Annotated in this window: 16 protein-coding genes and 1 other RNA gene; 7 read left to right on the forward strand and 10 right to left on the reverse strand. The window is 62.9% G+C overall.

Features of this window, described 5'->3' with window-relative positions:
- Positions 1-220 (reverse strand): transposase (locus BLP82_RS17170; protein ID WP_139197872.1); only part of this gene is annotated, 220 nt, incomplete at its 3' end.
- Positions 221-680: 460 nt separating this feature from the next.
- Positions 681-1658: an NADPH:quinone oxidoreductase family protein gene (locus BLP82_RS17175; protein WP_092170494.1), complete on the reverse strand. Its 978-nt coding sequence runs from the start codon at positions 1656-1658 to the stop codon at positions 681-683.
- Between the two features lie 150 nt (positions 1659-1808).
- Here BLP82_RS17175 and BLP82_RS17180 point away from each other — a divergent pair, with 150 nt between their 5' ends.
- Positions 1809-2225 (forward strand): flagellar basal body-associated protein FliL, encoded by a 417-nt coding sequence (locus BLP82_RS17180; RefSeq protein WP_060743112.1) that lies wholly within the window; start codon positions 1809-1811, stop codon positions 2223-2225.
- 60 nt (positions 2226-2285) lie between these two features.
- On the opposite strand, the gene BLP82_RS17185 is transcribed toward BLP82_RS17180, so the two are convergent.
- From BLP82_RS17185 to BLP82_RS17200, 4 genes are all read right to left on the reverse strand, one after another.
- Positions 2286-3401: an ABC transporter permease gene (locus BLP82_RS17185; protein WP_092170497.1), complete on the reverse strand. Its 1116-nt coding sequence runs from the start codon at positions 3399-3401 to the stop codon at positions 2286-2288.
- Positions 3401-6124 (reverse strand): ribosome-associated ATPase/putative transporter RbbA, encoded by a 2724-nt coding sequence (gene rbbA, locus BLP82_RS17190; protein ID WP_092170501.1) that lies wholly within the window; start codon positions 6122-6124, stop codon positions 3401-3403. The genes BLP82_RS17185 and rbbA overlap by 1 nt, the downstream gene beginning before the upstream one ends.
- Positions 6121-7086: an HlyD family secretion protein gene (locus tag BLP82_RS17195; RefSeq protein WP_060740131.1), complete on the reverse strand. Its 966-nt coding sequence runs from the start codon at positions 7084-7086 to the stop codon at positions 6121-6123. The genes rbbA and BLP82_RS17195 overlap by 4 nt, the downstream gene beginning before the upstream one ends.
- 80 nt (positions 7087-7166) lie before the next feature.
- Positions 7167-7616 (reverse strand): EVE domain-containing protein, encoded by a 450-nt coding sequence (locus BLP82_RS17200; RefSeq protein WP_092170504.1) that lies wholly within the window; start codon positions 7614-7616, stop codon positions 7167-7169.
- Between the two features lie 195 nt (positions 7617-7811).
- Here BLP82_RS17200 and BLP82_RS31190 point away from each other — a divergent pair, with 195 nt between their 5' ends.
- Positions 7812-7958: a hypothetical protein gene (locus BLP82_RS31190; RefSeq protein ID WP_092170509.1), complete on the forward strand. Its 147-nt coding sequence runs from the start codon at positions 7812-7814 to the stop codon at positions 7956-7958.
- A 23-nt stretch (positions 7959-7981) separates the two neighbouring features.
- Here the strand turns inward: BLP82_RS31190 and BLP82_RS17210 are convergent, their stop codons facing one another.
- The 4 genes from BLP82_RS17210 to BLP82_RS17225 all read right to left on the reverse strand — a co-directional run bounded on the left by BLP82_RS17210 (position 7982) and on the right by BLP82_RS17225 (position 9450).
- Complete coding sequence (locus BLP82_RS17210; RefSeq protein ID WP_092170514.1) at positions 7982-8599, reverse strand: 5-formyltetrahydrofolate cyclo-ligase; 618 nt, start codon at positions 8597-8599, stop codon at positions 7982-7984.
- A 117-nt stretch (positions 8600-8716) separates the two neighbouring features.
- Positions 8717-8896, reverse strand: a non-coding RNA gene (ssrS, locus tag BLP82_RS17215) — 6S RNA.
- 30 nt (positions 8897-8926) lie between these two features.
- On the reverse strand, positions 8927-9244 hold the full coding sequence (locus BLP82_RS17220) for a cell division protein ZapA (RefSeq protein WP_039590276.1): 318 nt from the start codon (positions 9242-9244) through the stop codon (positions 8927-8929).
- Positions 9241-9450: a TIGR02449 family protein gene (locus tag BLP82_RS17225; protein ID WP_003177365.1), complete on the reverse strand. Its 210-nt coding sequence runs from the start codon at positions 9448-9450 to the stop codon at positions 9241-9243. Before BLP82_RS17225 ends, BLP82_RS17220 begins: the two co-directional genes overlap by 4 nt.
- 130 nt (positions 9451-9580) lie before the next feature.
- Between BLP82_RS17225 and BLP82_RS17230 the strand changes: the two genes are divergently transcribed.
- The 5 genes from BLP82_RS17230 (at position 9581) to BLP82_RS17250 (ending at position 15186) form a co-directional block, all read left to right on the forward strand.
- On the forward strand, positions 9581-10135 hold the full coding sequence (locus BLP82_RS17230; RefSeq protein WP_092170518.1) for a YecA/YgfB family protein: 555 nt from the start codon (positions 9581-9583) through the stop codon (positions 10133-10135).
- Between the two features lie 24 nt (positions 10136-10159).
- Positions 10160-11494, forward strand: coding sequence for a Xaa-Pro aminopeptidase (gene pepP / locus BLP82_RS17235; protein WP_092170523.1), 1335 nt, complete (start codon positions 10160-10162; stop codon positions 11492-11494).
- Positions 11491-12678, forward strand: a complete 1188-nt coding sequence (gene ubiH, locus BLP82_RS17240) for a 2-octaprenyl-6-methoxyphenyl hydroxylase (RefSeq protein ID WP_092170527.1) — start codon at positions 11491-11493, stop codon at positions 12676-12678. Before pepP ends, ubiH begins: the two co-directional genes overlap by 4 nt.
- A gap of 67 nt (positions 12679-12745) precedes the next feature.
- On the forward strand, positions 12746-13963 hold the full coding sequence (locus BLP82_RS17245) for a 2-octaprenyl-3-methyl-6-methoxy-1,4-benzoquinol hydroxylase (RefSeq protein WP_170842334.1): 1218 nt from the start codon (positions 12746-12748) through the stop codon (positions 13961-13963).
- Between the two features lie 218 nt (positions 13964-14181).
- Positions 14182-15186 (forward strand): extracellular solute-binding protein, encoded by a 1005-nt coding sequence (locus BLP82_RS17250; RefSeq protein ID WP_092170535.1) that lies wholly within the window; start codon positions 14182-14184, stop codon positions 15184-15186.
- Positions 15187-15204: the final 18 nt, after the last annotated feature.

The following is a 15204-nucleotide window of genomic DNA, read 5'->3' on the forward strand; positions in this document are numbered from 1 at the left end:
TTCCCTGATTTCGCCAGCCGCGAAACCGTTGATACACCGTTGACCATGGACCGAAGCGCTCCGGCATGTCTCGCCACGCAGCACCTGAGCAAAGCACCCAGAGCACACCATCGAGCATCAGGCGGTCGCTCAGGCGCGGCCGCCCTCGGCCATGAGTTTCGATGAAGAGGTCGGAGACCACACCCCAGGCCTCATCCGAGAGTTCGTAACGCTTTGCCATCACAGAATTCCTTTCCGTCGATGGCGGAGGACTCTACAAAATCTCAGCGTTTGAGGGGCGGCAATTGGGTTTCTCGGGATTTCGTACAGAACCTAGGAGGCCCCTCGTACGGACCCCAAGCGCCTTGGAAATATACCTCGGTAGAATTTTTACCTTTGATCGATATAGGACCTATCTCGTATGAGCCAGGCCCCAATTGTTTGTGAGGTCCTAAATAAGTATTCGCATCGCACATATGACTTATCCATGTCGGCTTGTCCGTAACTGAATGGCTCCCCGCTGCTATGGGGTGCTGTTGTGTACGAAGAAGGTTTGCGTATTTTTTCGGCGAGGGTGCGGTATATATCTACCGCCAAATCGGTATTTATTGACGGTTGCTGAGAATTCCAGTGCAGGGTAATAAGAAAGAAAAAGCCAGAACCACCTCATCAGTGGTTCTGGCCTTTCTGTCCGCTTGGTTTCAACGCACCTGCACAACCACCTTACCCACCGCCTTGCGTTGGCCAAGATCATTGATGGCTTGTGCCGCGTTGCTCAGCGGGTACACCTGCGACACCAGCGGCTTGAGCTTGCCCTCGGCGAACCAGCCGAACAATTGCTGGAAGTTGGCGGCGTTGTCCTGGGGGTGGCGTTGGGCGAAGGAGCCCCAGAATACGCCCACCACGGCGGCGCCCTTGAGCAGGGCCAGGTTCACCGGCAGTTCGGGAATGCGCCCGCTGGCAAAGCCCACCACCAGCAGCCGGCCGTTCCAGGCGATGGCGCGGATGGCCTGGTCGAACAGGTCGCCACCCACCGGGTCGTAGATCACATCGGCGCCTTGGCCGTCGGTGAGGCGCTTGATTTCATCCTTCAGGCTGGTTTCGCTGTAGTTGATCAGTTCGTCGGCGCCGGCTGCCTTGGCCACGGCAAGTTTTTCCGCGCTGCTGGCGGCGGCGATGACCCGGGCGCCCATGGCCTTGCCGATTTCCACGGCCGCCAGGCCAACGCCACCGGAGGCACCGAGCACCAGCAAGGTTTCTCCGGGTTGGAGGTTGGCCCGTTGCTTGAGGGCGTGCATCGAGGTGCCATACGTCATGCTGAAGGCGGCGGCGGTGTTGAAGTCCATGGACGCGGGAATCGGCAACACGTTGTAGCCCGGCACCGCCACTTGTTCGGCAAAGCTGCCCCAGCCGGTCAGCGCCATCACCCGGTCGCCGACCTTCAAGTGGCTGACCTTCTCACCCACCTCGCTGACCACGCCCGCCGCTTCGCCACCGGGGGAAAACGGGAAGGGGGGCTTGAATTGATATTTGCCCTCGATGATCAGCGTGTCAGGGAAATTCACCCCGGCGGCGTGCACGTCCAGCAGCACTTCGTTCTTCTTGGCGACGGGGCTGGCGACGTCTTCCAGCACCAGCGATTCGGCGGGGCCGAATTCTTTGCACAGCACGGCTTTCATCAGGGCTATTCCTTTGGGAGTGATGGCCGATAAGTGTAGGTGTGAGAGACAACGGGTCAACGAGCATGCCCCGCCCTGATAGCCGGCCATAAGCTTGTGCTTGAACGGTGGGGCGGTATGCTGGGCCGCAAACCGGATGAGGAGTCAATTGTGAAAGCGCGGATCATGTTGATGCTGGCCCTGTCGTTGCCTGTGGCGGCAATGGCCGAAGAGGCCAAGGAAGCGAAAGAGGGCGAGGCACCGAAAGTCAGTTACATCACCCTCAGCCCGCCATTCGTGGGCAACTATGGCTTGGATGGCACGGCGAAGCTGAAGGTCTACAAGGCCGATGTGGCCCTGCGCGTGACCGGTGACGCCGCCGCTGCGGCGGTCAAGGCCAACGAGCCGCTGATTCGTAACCAATTGGTGGCGTTGTTCGCCCAGCAGACCACCGAGACGATGAACAACCTCGAAGCCAAGGAAAAGCTGCGCCAGGAAGCCTTGAAGCAGACCCAGCAGGTCATGAACGACGAGACCGGCAAGCCGATGGTGGACGATCTGTTGTTCAACAACCTGATCATTCAATAAGCGCCGGCACCCAGCCTCGGGCAGGGCCTGGGTTTCCAGGGCCTGCCCGAGGCTTTTCTATCAAGAGGCCAGGCTTTTACGGAACCGCCCCAGGGCGATAGCGAAGAACGACAGCCCGATGGCCGCCAGTGCCAACAAGTCCGGCCAGACCACGCCAACCCCTGCGTCACGGAACAGGATCGCCGCGCTGAGGCTGACGAAATGGGTCGACGGCGAGCCTTGCATCACCCATTGCAACCATTGCGGCATGCTGTCCAGCGGAGTGCTGCCGCCAGACAACAGCAGCATCGGGATGATCACCGGGATCGACAGCAAGCCGAACTGCGGCGTCGAGCGCGCCAGGGTGGCGAGAAAGATACCCAGGGCGGTACTGGCGAACAGGTAGAGCGCCGTCACCAGCAGGAACAGCAGCATGGAGCCGGCGAGCGGCACGCCCAGGGCGAACTTGACGATGATTTCCAGCGACGCCCAGGTGCACAGCACGACCACCAGCATGTTGCTCCAGATTTTCGCCAGCATGATTTCCAGGGCCGTCAGTGGCAGCACCAACAGATGATCGAGGGTGCCGTGCTCGCGCTCGCGCAGCAGTGCGGTTCCCGTCAGGATGATGGCCAGGATTGTGATGTTGTTGACGATCTGGATCACCGCCAGAAACCATCCCCCCTCAAGGTTGGTGTTGAACAGCGCACGGGTGGTCAGCCTGATGGGCGTTTGCTCGCTCGCTTGCGCCTGGCCGCTGTAGGTCAGCAACTGTTGGAAAATCCGTCCGATGTAGCCGGCCCCCATGAACGCCTGGCTCATGGCCGTGGCATCGACGTTCAGTTGTAACGCCGGTTCGCGTCCGGCAAGCAGGTCGGCCTGGAAGTTGGCGGGCACGTTGATCACGAAGGTGTAGCGGCCACTGTCCATGACCTTGTCCAGTTCGGCATAGGGCAGCGCCATCGGGGTCTGGAACTCCGGTGGTTGCAGGGCCTGGGCCAGTTGGCGCGAGAGGAGGCTCTGGTCTTCATCCACCACCGCCACGCTGGCGTTGTGAACGCCAATCACCGAGCCTGCGGCCGGCATATAGATCGCCACGGTGAAGGCGTAAGCCAAAAACAGCAGCAGGACCGAGTCGTACCGCAAGCTGGTCAGTTCCTTGAGGCCCAGGCGCCAGATGTGTGAAAGGGTGCGCATCAGGCCTCCTGCTTCTTCAGCATGACCAGGCTGAGCCCGGTGAACCCCAGGAAGAACCCGAACAACGCCAGGCATTGCGGCCATAGCTGGCGCAGATCCAGGGCCTTGGTGAAGGTGCCGACGGCGATGTCCAGGAAATGGCCGGCGGGGAACAGTTGGCCCATCACCGATGCTGCGCCTTCCAGGGACGAGCGCGGCACGATCAGCCCGGAGAACTGGATGGTCGGCAGGCTGGTGATGATCATGGTGCCGAGGATCGCTGCGATCTGGGTGCGGGTGAACGCCGAGATCAACAAGCCCATGCTGGTGGTCGCCAGCACGTAGAGCAGGCCGCCCAGTGCCAGCGTCAGGCCGCTGCCCTTGAACGGCACGCCGAACAGCCAGCGATTCATGGCCGTCAGCAGGGCCAGGTTGACCAGGCTGATGACCAGGTAGGGGGCTTGTTTGCCCAACAGGAACTCCAGGCGGGTCAGCGGTGTGGCGTAGAAGTTGGTGATCGAGCCCAGTTCCTTCTCCCGCACGATGCCCAGGGCCGTCAACATGGCGGGAATGAACGCGAGGATCAGTGCCATGACCCCCGGTCCGATGGCATTCACACTGACCACGTCCTGGTTGTAGCGAAACCGGGTTTCCAGCTTGGCCGCGGTGTGCGGGGGGCGCGCCGGGCTGCTCTGTTCGGCCCATTGTTCGAGGTTGGCCAGGTGCACGGCCTCGACGTAGTTGCGACTGGTCTCGGCGCGGAACGGCATGCCGCCGTCCAGCCAGGCGCCGACGGTGGGTTGCCGGCCGGCGTACAGGTCGCGACCGAAACCGGGCGGTATTTCCAGGGCCAGCTTGATTTCCGAGCGTTGCAGGCGCCGATGCAGTTCGTTGGCGTCGCGGATAGCCGGTTGCTCCTCGAAATAGCGCGAGCTGCGAAAAGCTTCCAGGTAGGTGCGACTTTGGGGGCTCTGATCCTGGTCGAACACGGCGAAAGCGAGCTTTTCCACGTCCAGGGAGATGCCGTAGCCGAAGATCACCATCATGAACAAGGCACCGAGCAGGGCGAATGCCATTCGCACTTTGTCCCGCAGCAGTTCCTTGCCTTCCCGGCTGGCGACGGCCAACAGGCGACCGAGGCTGAGGCCGTGCCGGTCCCGTGGGGTGTCGGCCTGGTCGAGGGCCACGGGGGTGGAGTCTTGCTGCGCCTCGCCCTGGGCCTGTTCCAGGCAGGTGACGAACGCGGCTTCCAGGGTCTGGCCGTTGAACTGCGCCTGCAGGGCCGCTGGCGTGTCGCAGGCCAGGACCTTGCCGGCGTGCATCAGCGAAATACGGTCGCAGCGCTGGGCTTCGTTCATGAAGTGCGTGGAGAGGAAAATCGTCACGCCCTGTTCGCGAGACAACTCGATCAGCAGGCGCCAGAAGTCATCCCGGGCGGCGGGATCGACGCCGGAGGTCGGTTCGTCGAGGATCAGCACTTCCGGGCGATGCAGCACTGCCACCGCCAGGGACAAACGCTGGCGCAGGCCCAGGGGCAATGCCCCGGAAGGCTGGTCGGCGAGGTCCTGCAACTTGAAACGTTGGATCAAGTCTTCGATGCGGCTGGTGCTTTCGGTCTTGGGCAGGTCGAACAGTTTCGCGTGCAAGGTCAGGTTCTGGCGCACGCTCAGCTCGCCGTACAGCGAGAAACTCTGGGACATGAAACCCACCCGTTTGCGAGTGGCGAGGTCCTTGGCGTTGACCGGATTGCCCAGCAGGCGTGCGCTGCCTTCACTGGCAGGCATCAGCCCGGTCAGCACTTTCATGGTGGTGGTCTTGCCGCAACCGTTGGAGCCCAGGAAACCGAAAATCTCACCACGACCAATCGCGAAGCTGACGTGATCGACCGCAGTGAAATCACCGAAGCGCAAGGTGAGGTCATGGGCTTCGATGGCGATGTCGGCGGTGCTTTCGCCCCTGGGTGGGATCGTCAGCGGCTCGGCGTCGTGGCCGCTGTCGCCTTGGAAATGGGTGAAAGCCGAGTCGAGCTTGCCGTCTGGCGTGACAACGGCCAGGTCCGCGCTCAATCCCTGGGCGATCAAGCGACCGTTATCGAGCATCAGGCAATGCTCGAATTGTTCGGCTTCTTCCATGTAGGCCGTGGCGACCAGCAGGGTCAGTTGCGGTCGTTGGCGGCGCACGTCTTCTATCAGTTCCCAGAAGCGTCGCCGCGACAGCGGGTCCACGCCAGTGGTGGGTTCGTCGAGAATCAGCAGGTCCGGCTCGTGGATCAGAGCGCAACACAGGCCAAGCTTCTGTTTCATGCCACCGGACAACTTGCCCGCCGGGCGGTCGGCAAAACGCTGCAGGTCGGTCGCCAGCAGCAGCGTACCCATGCGTTGTTCGCATTCCGCCCGCGATAGTCCGAACAGCGTGCCGAAAAACCGGATGTTCTCGCGTATCGACAGATCAGGATAAAGGTTGCCCCCCAGTCCTTGAGGCATGAAGGCGATACGTCGGTAGAGCGTGTTGCGATGATGCCGGTCCTCGATCGATGCACCCAGTACGTCCAGTTCGCCGTGCTGGAGTTTTTTCACTCCGGCAATCAATCCCAGCAGGCTCGACTTGCCGGCCCCGTCCGGGCCGATCAGGCCGCAGCGAGTGCCGGCGGGCAGATGGAAAGCGATGTCGTCCAAGGCGACATGGGCGCCGTAGCGGTGCTTGAGGCCCGAGGCACGCAGCGCCGGTTCGCCACCGGTGCTCATTGCAGGTTGGCCGGCCAGTCGATGGGGGCGATGCGCAGGTAGCCGGCACCCGGCATGCCGGGTTTGGCCTGGGGCACCTCGCCGGGCCGGGTCAGGCGTACCTTGACGCGGAACACCAGCTTCTGGCGTTCGTCACGGGTTTCGACTTCCTTGGGGGTGAACTGGGATTTTGCCGCGACGAAGCTGATCGTGGCCGGCAGCGGTCGCTCGGGCAGGGCGTCGAGCAGCACTCGTGCTTCGTCGCCTACCGCCAGTTTCCCGGCCACGGAGGCCGGCAGGTAGAGGTTCATGTACTGGTCGTTCGGATCGATCATCAGCAGCACCCGTCCGCCAGCACCCAGCACTTCGCCCGGCTCGGCCAGGCGCAGTTGGATCACGCCGTCGATGGGCGCGCGCAAGCGGCTGTCGTCGATTTCGCTGGTCAGTTGCGCCACCTGGGCGAGGGTCGCGCCGATGGCGGCGTTTGCCGCCGATACCTGGGCCCGGGCCGCATTGACCGCGGCGTTGGCAGTGTCCATGCGGGCCTGCTGTTGGTCGATGACCTGGCCGCTGGCAAAACCACGCTTGAACAGTTCCCGGGTCCGCTGGAGTTCCTGGTGGGCGAGCAATTGTTCGCTCTGGCGCAGATGGACATTGGCCTCGGTGGCTGCGAGGTTTTCCCGGGCCCGCAGTACTTCGGCTTCGGCCTGGTTACGCTGGGCTTCCAGGGTTCGGGTGTCCATGCGCGCCAGTAACTGGCCTTTGACGACCTTGTCGCCCTCATTGGCAAGCACTTCGGCCAGGCGACCGGGGGTCTTGCTGGCGATCTGGACTTCGGTGGCCTCGAGGCGGCCGTTGCCCATGCTCAGGCCTTCCGGCAAACGGTCATGTCGGGACTTCCAGTAGCCGAACCCGCCGGCGGCCAACAAGACGGCCAGCAGGGCGAGGGCGAAGAAACGAGAGGTATGAGGGGGCGTCGACATGTCCGGCATCCTGCGGCTATAGCGTCCAGTTTGCTGGATCCGCTACCGCCCCAGCTTGATATCCATCAATACATGGATGTTCAGCGCAGGGCAATCACTGCCGCCCACTGCTCGGCGGTCACCGGCATCACCGACAAGCGCGAGCCTTTCTGCACCAGGGGCATCTCGGCCAGGGCGGCCTGTTGCTTGAGGTAGTCGAGCTTGAGGACGCGGGGGAAGGTCTCGACATGCGCCACGTCGATTGCGGTCCAGGGGTTTTTATCCGGGCCGGCCTTGGGGTCGAAATAATGGCTGTCCGGGTCCAGGGCCGTAGGGTCGGGATAGGCCGCCTGGATGATTTTGCCAATCCCGGCGATGCCTGGCTCGGGGCAACTGGAGTGGTAAAAAAAGAACGTGTCACCCACCGCCATGGCCCGCAGGAAATTGCGCGCCTGGTAGTTGCGAACGCCGTCCCAGCGGGCCTGGCCGAGCTTTTCCAGGCCCAGGATGGACAGTTCGTCGGGCTCGGACTTCATCAGCCAATAGGCCATGTTTTTTTCTCCTGGGCGGTGGTTATCAAAATAGTTCGACGATTTTATGACAAACCGACAGTCGGTTGACGCCAGCATTTGCGTGTCGCTGCAGCTTGCCGCAAAATGCCGGCCTTCCAAGCTTGACGCTGCTGCACGGCCAATAAGAAAACCGCTGCTGTCATCGTGTGTGATATGCCTTGAGGGGGGCAATCGATGAAACGCAAACCGGATTTGTTGTGGATCTTGGTCATTCTGTTCGGACTGGGTGTCGTGACCACGGGTTACGCCCAGAGCCTGTGGACCAACAAGACCGAGGCGCCGGTGGATATCACCCAGCCCGCGCCAACGCTCAAACGCTGAACCTGCTTTCCAGGCGCCGCCGATTACTGCGGCGTCAACCCCGCGATATACCATTGCCTGTCGCTGACCGTTCCCTGCAGCGGCACGTCCCAGCTTGCCTGCGCCAATCGTTCGACCTTCTGGCATTCATGGGCTAGCCCCAACAGCGTTGGCTTGCGCCACTGCTTGCGTCGCGCCAGGTACGCCAGGCTGCGGTCGTAAAAGCCGCCGCCCATGCCCAGTCGACCTCCCGCATCGTCAAACCCCACCAATGGCAACAACACCAGGTCCAACGTCCAGACCTTGCGTTGCCGGGCGATGTTCTTGCGTGGCTCGGGGATGCGAAACCGGTTGGGCTGCATTTTTTCGCCGGGGTGGATGCGCTGGAACACCATCTTGGTCTGCGGCCACGGGCTGAGCACCGGCAGATAGGTGGCCTTGCCCCGGCGCTGGGCCGCGCGCAGCAGCAGGCGCGGGTCGATCTCGCCATCGTTGGGCAGGTACAGGGCGATGTGCTTCGCACGGCGGAACAACGGATGCTGGGCCAGTTGTTTGTACAGTCCGCGGGCCGCTTGCCGTTGCTGGGCGGGCGTCAGGGCGCGACGGGCCTGGCGCAGCAGGCGGCGAAGTTGCGGGCGGGGCAGCGGCGCGGGTTCAGTCATGTCGAGGCTTCACGCAGTGGCGATGGCGCACAGCGTAACCGCAAAACAGGACGCTCAGAAATGCCAGCGCCCGGAAACGACAATGCCAGTCCGCATGGACTGGCATTGTCTGGAGTCAGGCTCCCCGGATGAACCGCTGTCGGCTTAGCCCTTGAACCCGAAAGTTCAAGGTGGAAGTTGCAGGAGGCGTTAAGGCTTTCCGTCAAGCGGACATGCACACCGGCCCCAACGTGCAACCCCCGTGGTTGTGCGTATCGGCTCAGGGACATCACCAACTGGCAAGCACCCCAGGGAGTGAGGCGAGTATACCCCAGGCAGCCTCGCGAATCAGCCCTTGCTGACGTCTGGATCGGTGGCGAGCACCAGATCCACCCGATCGAGCAGGTCGCGTACCTGCTCACGGGTCGAGCCACTGACCTGTACGTCCGGCGTATCCTGGCGATGCAGCAGGTCGTGGGTGATGTTCAAGGCGGCCATCACGGCGATGCGGTCGGCGCCGATGACTTTGCCGCTGCTGCGGATCTCGCGCATCTTGCCGTCCAGGTAACGGGCGGCGCTCACCAGGTTGCTGCGCTCTTCCTGGGGGCAGATGATCGAATATTCTTTGTCGAGGATCTGCACGGTAACGCTATTGCTTGAACTCATGAGTCTTGCTCCAGGGCCTTGAGGCGCGAAATCATCGATTCGACCTTACGCCGGGCGATTTCGTTTTTTTCAATGAGGTGCGCGCGTTCCTCGCGCCAGGTTTTTTCCTGAGCTAGTAGGAGTCCGTTTTGGCTCTTAAGTTGCTCGACCCGGTCAATTAGCAGTTCGAGTCTGGCCATCAGCGCTTGCAGGTCGGTGTCTTCCATTGTGTCCACTGAAGAATGTGTCTGATGGAGGGATGTGGGTCGCACAGCCTCTGATAGTCTTGGCGAGTCTGTCGATGTAGGATACAAGGCCTCCATTCTAGACATAGCGCCGTCTGGCGCCTAGCTGCCCATGCCCATTCAGAATTCCCCGTATCAAGCATTCGCCACCCTGCTGAGCACCAGCGGTCATCCTGTCTCGCCTGCCGAACTGCATGGCCTGTTGCTTGGCCGCAGTTGCGCCGGTGCCGGTTTCGATGCCGACGGCTGGTTGGCCGACGCCGCCGAGCTGCTGGAAGGCGAGCCGGCGGACAACGTCCGTAACGCGCTGATCGGCCTGCAGGAAATGGTCAAGGGCGAATTGACCAGCGATGACATGACCGTCGTCCTGCTGCTGCCCACTGACGACGCCCCCTTGGTCGAACGCGCCGCGGCGCTGGGCCAGTGGTGCCAGGGCTTCCTCGCTGGCTTCGGCCTGACCCGCCGCGAATACGCGCTGAGCGAAGAGGCCAAGGAAGTGCTGCAGGACTTGGCCGCGATCTCCCAGGTCCAGGATGCCCTGGAAGAGTCCGATGACGGCGAAAGCGACTACATGGAAGTGATGGAGTACCTGCGGGTCGCACCATTGCTACTGTTCACCGAGACCAAGAAAACCGATGCTGCGGCCCCCAAGCCGTCCTTGCATTAAATTCCAGAGGGACCCCGTCTGCCCATGATTCATATCCCGAAATCGGAATACAGCCGTCGCCGCAAGGCCCTGATGGCGCAGATGGAACCCAACAGCATCGCAATCCTGCCCGCCGCCGCCGTTGCGATCCGCAACCGCGACGTCGAGCATGTCTACCGCCAGGACAGTGACTTCCAGTACCTCAGCGGCTTTCCCGAGCCGCAAGCGGTGCTGGTGCTGATGCCCGGCCGCGCCCATGGCGAATACATCCTCTTTTGTCGTGAGCGCAACGCCGAACGTGAGTTGTGGGACGGCCTGCGCGCCGGCCAGGAAGGGGCGATCCGTGACTACGGTGCCGACGACGCGTTTCCCATTACCGACATCGACGACATTCTGCCGGGCCTGATCGAAGGCCGCGACCGGGTGTATTCGGCCATGGGCAGCAACCCTGAATTCGACCGGCACCTGATGGAGTGGATCAACGTGATTCGCTCCAAGGCTCACCTCGGCGCCCAGCCGCCGAACGAATTCGTTGCCCTGGATCACTTGCTGCACGATATGCGCCTGTATAAATCGGCGGCGGAACTGAAGGTCATGCGCGAAGCGGCGCGGATCTCCGCCCAGGCGCACATCCGGGCGATGCAGGCGGCGCGCCCGGGTTTGCATGAGTTCAGCCTGGAGGCCGAGCTCGATTATGAATTCCGCAAGGGTGGGGCGAAAATGCCGGCCTATGGCTCGATCGTCGCGGCGGGGCGCAACAGCTGCATCCTGCACTACCAGCAGAACGATGCGCTGCTCAAGGACGGCGACCTGGTGTTGATCGATGCCGGCTGTGAAATCGACTGCTACGCCAGCGACATCACCCGTACCTGGCCGGTCAGCGGCAAGTTTTCGCCCGAGCAGAAAGCGGTCTACGAAGTGGTGCTGGCCGCCCAGGAAGCTGCGTTTGCCCAGATCGCACCGGACAAACACTGGAACCAGGCCCACGAAGCGACGGTCCGGGTCATTACCGAAGGGTTGGTGCACCTGGGGCTGCTGGAGGGCGAGGTGGACGAGTTGATTGCCAGCGAGGCCTACCGGGCGTTCTACATGCACCGCGCCGGCCATTGGCTGGGCATGGACGTGCATGATGTGGGTGAATACCGGGTTGGCGGCGAGTGGCGGGTCCTGGAAATCGGCATGACGCTGACGGTGGAGCCGGGCATCTATATCGGCCCGGACAACCGCAGCGTCGCGAAAAAATGGCGCGGCATTGGCGTGCGCATCGAGGATGACGTGGTAGTGACCAAAACCGGTTGTGAAATCCTGAGCCGAGGCGTGCCGAAAACGGTCGCCGACATCGAGGCCCTGATGGCCGCCGCCCGGACGCAAGCGGCATGAGCCGGGTCAATCTGGCGATCATCGGCGGTGGCCTGGTCGGCGCGAGCCTGGCGCTGGCCCTGCAGGCCGGTGCCAAGGCCCGGGGCTGGAGGATCATCCTGATCGAGCCCTTCGCCCCCGGCGACGCCTGGCAGCCAAGCTACGATGCCCGGTCTTCGGCATTGTCCTACGGTGCCCGGCAGATTTATCAACGCTTGGGTGTCTGGCAGGAGATTTCCCGTCGCGCCGAACCGATCAAGCAGATCCATGTGTCCGATCGCGGACGGTTTTCCACGGCGCGGCTGTCGGCCATGGAAGAGGGGGTGCCGGCCCTGGGCTACGTGGTGGAAAACGCCTGGCTTGGCCAGTGCCTGTGGCAAGGCCTGGACCCGGAGGTGGTCAGTTGGCGCTGCCCGGCGCAGGTTACGCGTATGGAGCCATTGGTCGGCGGTTATCGCCTGACCCTCGACGACGAAACCACCCTGGAGTGCGACCTTGCCGTTCTGGCCGATGGCGGTCGCTCCAGCCTGCGCGAGCAGTTGGGCGTCGGGGTGCGCAGTCGTCCCTATGACCAGAGCGCCTTGATCGCCAACATCACCCCCAGCGAAGCCCACAATGGCATGGCCTTCGAGCGTTTCACCGATGACGGCCCGATGGCCTTGTTGCCGCTGCCGGAGAATCGTTGCGCGCTGGTCTGGACCCGACAGGGCATGGACGCGCAACGGTTGGCGGCCCTCGACGAGCGCAGCTTCCTCGCCGAATTGCAGGGTGTGTTCGGTTATCGCCTGGGGACGCTGAAGCAGGTGGGTGTACGGCACCTGTACCCGTTGGCGCTGGTGGAAGCCGAAGAGCAGGTCCGTCCGCACCTGGCGATCCTGGGCAATGCCGCCCACAGCCTGCATCCGATTGCCGGGCAGGGGTTCAACCTGTCCCTGCGCGATGCCCAGGCCCTGGCCGATGCCTTGCTCGACAGCGATCGCGCGCCGGGGGATTTTGCCGTATTGCAGGCCTACCGCGAGAGCCAGCGCATGGACCAGGCCCTGACCGTGGGCTTCTCCGACCAGGTCACGCGGCTGTTCGGCAGCAGCCTGCCGCTGGTGTCCCTGGGCCGTAACCTCGGCTTGCTGGGCCTCGACCTGCTGCCGCCGGCCAAGCGCTGGTTCGCCCGCCAGGCCATGGGGCTGGGGACGCGTCCCGATGCTTGAGGCTGGGGTGGTCATTTCTTTTCATGGGCGGCTGATGTCGCCCGCAAAACAGGCTTAGAGCATGGAATTGCGTGCAGATCTGCTGATTGTCGGCGCGGGTATGGTCGGCAGCGCCCTGGCGCTGGCGTTGCAGGACAGTGGCCTGCAAGTGTTGTTGCTCGACGGCAGTCCGATGAGCGTCAAGCCCTTCGATCCCCAGGCCGCGTTCGAGCCCCGGGTCAGTGCCTTGTCGACGGCCAGCCAGCGGATCCTTGATCGCCTGGGCGTCTGGGAGGGCATCACCACCCGGCGGGCCAGCCCTTACACCGACATGCACGTCTGGGACGGCAGTGGCACCGGGCAGATCCATTTTTCCGCGGCCAGCCTGCATGCCGAGACGCTTGGGCACATCGTTGAAAATCGCGTGGTGCAGGATGCCCTGCTGGACCGACTGCATGACTGCGACCTGGGCCTGTTGGCCAATGCCCGTCTGGAACAGATGCGTCGTTCCGGTGACGACTGGCTGCTGACCCTGGCCGATGGCCGCACGTTGCGGGCACCCCTGGTCATTGCCGCCGACGGCGCGAATTCCGCTGTGCGCCGCCTCACCGGCGTGGCGACGCGCGAATGGGATTACCTGCACCACGCCATCGTCACCAGCGTGCGCAGCACCCGGTCGCATCGGATGACGGCATGGCAGCGTTTCACCGACAACGGCCCGTTGGCGTTCCTGCCCCTTGAGCGTGACGGCCAGCACGACTGGTGCTCGATTGTCTGGTCCACCACCCCCGAAGACGCGCAGCGCTTGATGGCGCTCGATGACAGCGAATTTTGCAACGAACTGGAGCGTGCCTTCGAAGGCCAGCTTGGCCCGGTACTGAGCGCCGACCCGCGCCTGTGCGTGCCGCTGCGCCAGCGACATGCCAAGCGCTACGTGGCCGAAGGGCTGGCGTTGATCGGCGACGCGGCCCATACCATCCATCCGTTGGCCGGGCAGGGGGTGAACCTGGGTTTCCTCGACGCTGCCGTGCTGGCCGAAGTGCTGTTGCACGCGGCCGGCCGTGGCGAGCGGTTGGCGGACGTGAAGGTGCTGAGCCGCTACGAGCGCCGACGCATGCCCCACAACCTGGCGCTGATGGCGGCGATGGAGGGCTTCGAGCGGTTGTTCCAGGCCGATCCGCTGCCGGTGCGCTGGTTGCGCAACACCGGGCTGAAGCTGGTGGACCGCCTGCCTGAGGCCAAGGCCTTGTTCGTGCGCGAGGCGCTGGGGTTGAGTGGGGATTTGCCGGATTTGGCCAAGGCCTGAGATGTGGGTTGGGGCTTATGGCTTCATCGCGGGCAAGCCTCGCTCCCACAGTCGTCACCGGATCAAATGTGGGAGCGAGCTTGCTCGCGATGAGGCCGGCACAGCCACCTCAATCCATCTATGCAACATTTGGAAATGTGTCCACCCACTGTTCGATTGAGAAGCCAAATGTGAGTCCTTATCATTTGCGCCTCTTTCACCATCCAGAGACCGCTACCATGTTGGCAACCAAGCGCCTGCTGTCCGTCCTCGCCTTGACCCTGATCGGCACCACTGCCGCCCAGGCCGCCGATGAGGTGGTGGTCTACTCCTCGCGTATCGATGAACTGATCAAGCCGGTCTTTGATGCCTACACCAAGAAAACCGGCGTCCCGGTGAAGTTCATCACCGACAAGGAAGCGCCGTTGATGCAGCGGATCAAGGCCGAAGGCGAGAACGCCACCGCCGACCTGCTGCTCACCGTCGATGCCGGTAACCTCTGGCAGGCCGAGCAGATGGGCATTCTCCAGCCGTTCACCTCCCCGGTGATCGACGCCAACATCCCGTCCCAATACCGCGCCTCGTCCCACGCCTGGACCGGCTTGAGCCTGCGGGCGCGGACCATTGCCTATTCCACCGACCGGGTTAAACCGGGTGAATTGACCACCTATGAAGCGCTGGCCGGCAAGGAGTGGGAAGGCCGTCTGTGCCTGAGGACCTCGAAAAAGGTCTATAACCAGTCCCTGACCGCCACGCTGATCGAAACCCACGGTGCGGAAAAAACCGAAGAAATCCTCAAGGGTTGGGTCAGGAACCTGTCCACCGACGTGTTCTCCGATGACACCGCATTGCTTGAGGCGATCAATGCTGGCCAGTGCGATGTCGGTATCGTCAACACCTACTACTATGGCCGCCTGCACCAGCAGAAGCCGGACCTGAAGGTGAAGCTGTTCTGGCCGAACCAGGCTGATCGTGGCGTGCACATCAACCTCTCGGGCATTGGCTTGACCAAGCATGCGCCGCATCCGGATGCCGCCAAGAAACTGGTGGAGTGGATGACCACGCCGCAAGCGCAAAGCATCTTCGCCGACGTGAACCAGGAATTCCCGGCCAACCCGAAGGTCGAGCCGTCCAAGGAAGTGGCGGCCTGGGGGGCGTTCAAGGCCGATACCTTGCCGGTTGAAGTCGCGGGTAAACGCCAGGCCGAAGCCATTCGCATGATGGATCGCGCTGGCTGGAATTAACCCCCAGTCAGACACTAT

It is taken from the genome of Pseudomonas sp. NFACC37-1 (assembly GCF_900101575.1).
In the GTDB taxonomy this organism is placed as follows: domain Bacteria; phylum Pseudomonadota; class Gammaproteobacteria; order Pseudomonadales; family Pseudomonadaceae; genus Aquipseudomonas; species Aquipseudomonas fluorescens_AA.

What these genes read in the sequence shown, in the direction of transcription:
- BLP82_RS17195 (WP_060740131.1), bottom strand. Translation starts at nt 7,086, where the DNA reads ATGTCGACGCCCCCTCATACCTCTCGTTTCTTCGCCCTCGCCCTGCTG.
- BLP82_RS17250 (WP_092170535.1), top strand. Translation starts at nt 14,182, where the DNA reads ATGTTGGCAACCAAGCGCCTGCTGTCCGTCCTCGCCTTGACCCTGATC.
- ubiH (WP_092170527.1), top strand. Translation starts at nt 11,491, where the DNA reads ATGAGCCGGGTCAATCTGGCGATCATCGGCGGTGGCCTGGTCGGCGCG.
- BLP82_RS17185 (WP_092170497.1), bottom strand. Translation starts at nt 3,401, where the DNA reads ATGCGCACCCTTTCACACATCTGGCGCCTGGGCCTCAAGGAACTGACC.
- pepP (WP_092170523.1), top strand. Translation starts at nt 10,160, where the DNA reads ATGATTCATATCCCGAAATCGGAATACAGCCGTCGCCGCAAGGCCCTG.
- BLP82_RS31190 (WP_092170509.1), top strand. Translation starts at nt 7,812, where the DNA reads ATGAAACGCAAACCGGATTTGTTGTGGATCTTGGTCATTCTGTTCGGA.
- BLP82_RS17230 (WP_092170518.1), top strand. Translation starts at nt 9,581, where the DNA reads ATGCCCATTCAGAATTCCCCGTATCAAGCATTCGCCACCCTGCTGAGC.
- rbbA (WP_092170501.1), bottom strand. Translation starts at nt 6,124, where the DNA reads ATGAGCACCGGTGGCGAACCGGCGCTGCGTGCCTCGGGCCTCAAGCAC.
- BLP82_RS17220 (WP_039590276.1), bottom strand. Translation starts at nt 9,244, where the DNA reads ATGAGTTCAAGCAATAGCGTTACCGTGCAGATCCTCGACAAAGAATAT.
- BLP82_RS17225 (WP_003177365.1), bottom strand. Translation starts at nt 9,450, where the DNA reads ATGGAAGACACCGACCTGCAAGCGCTGATGGCCAGACTCGAACTGCTA.
- BLP82_RS17175 (WP_092170494.1), bottom strand. Translation starts at nt 1,658, where the DNA reads ATGAAAGCCGTGCTGTGCAAAGAATTCGGCCCCGCCGAATCGCTGGTG.
- BLP82_RS17200 (WP_092170504.1), bottom strand. Translation starts at nt 7,616, where the DNA reads ATGGCCTATTGGCTGATGAAGTCCGAGCCCGACGAACTGTCCATCCTG.
- BLP82_RS17210 (WP_092170514.1), bottom strand. Translation starts at nt 8,599, where the DNA reads ATGACTGAACCCGCGCCGCTGCCCCGCCCGCAACTTCGCCGCCTGCTG.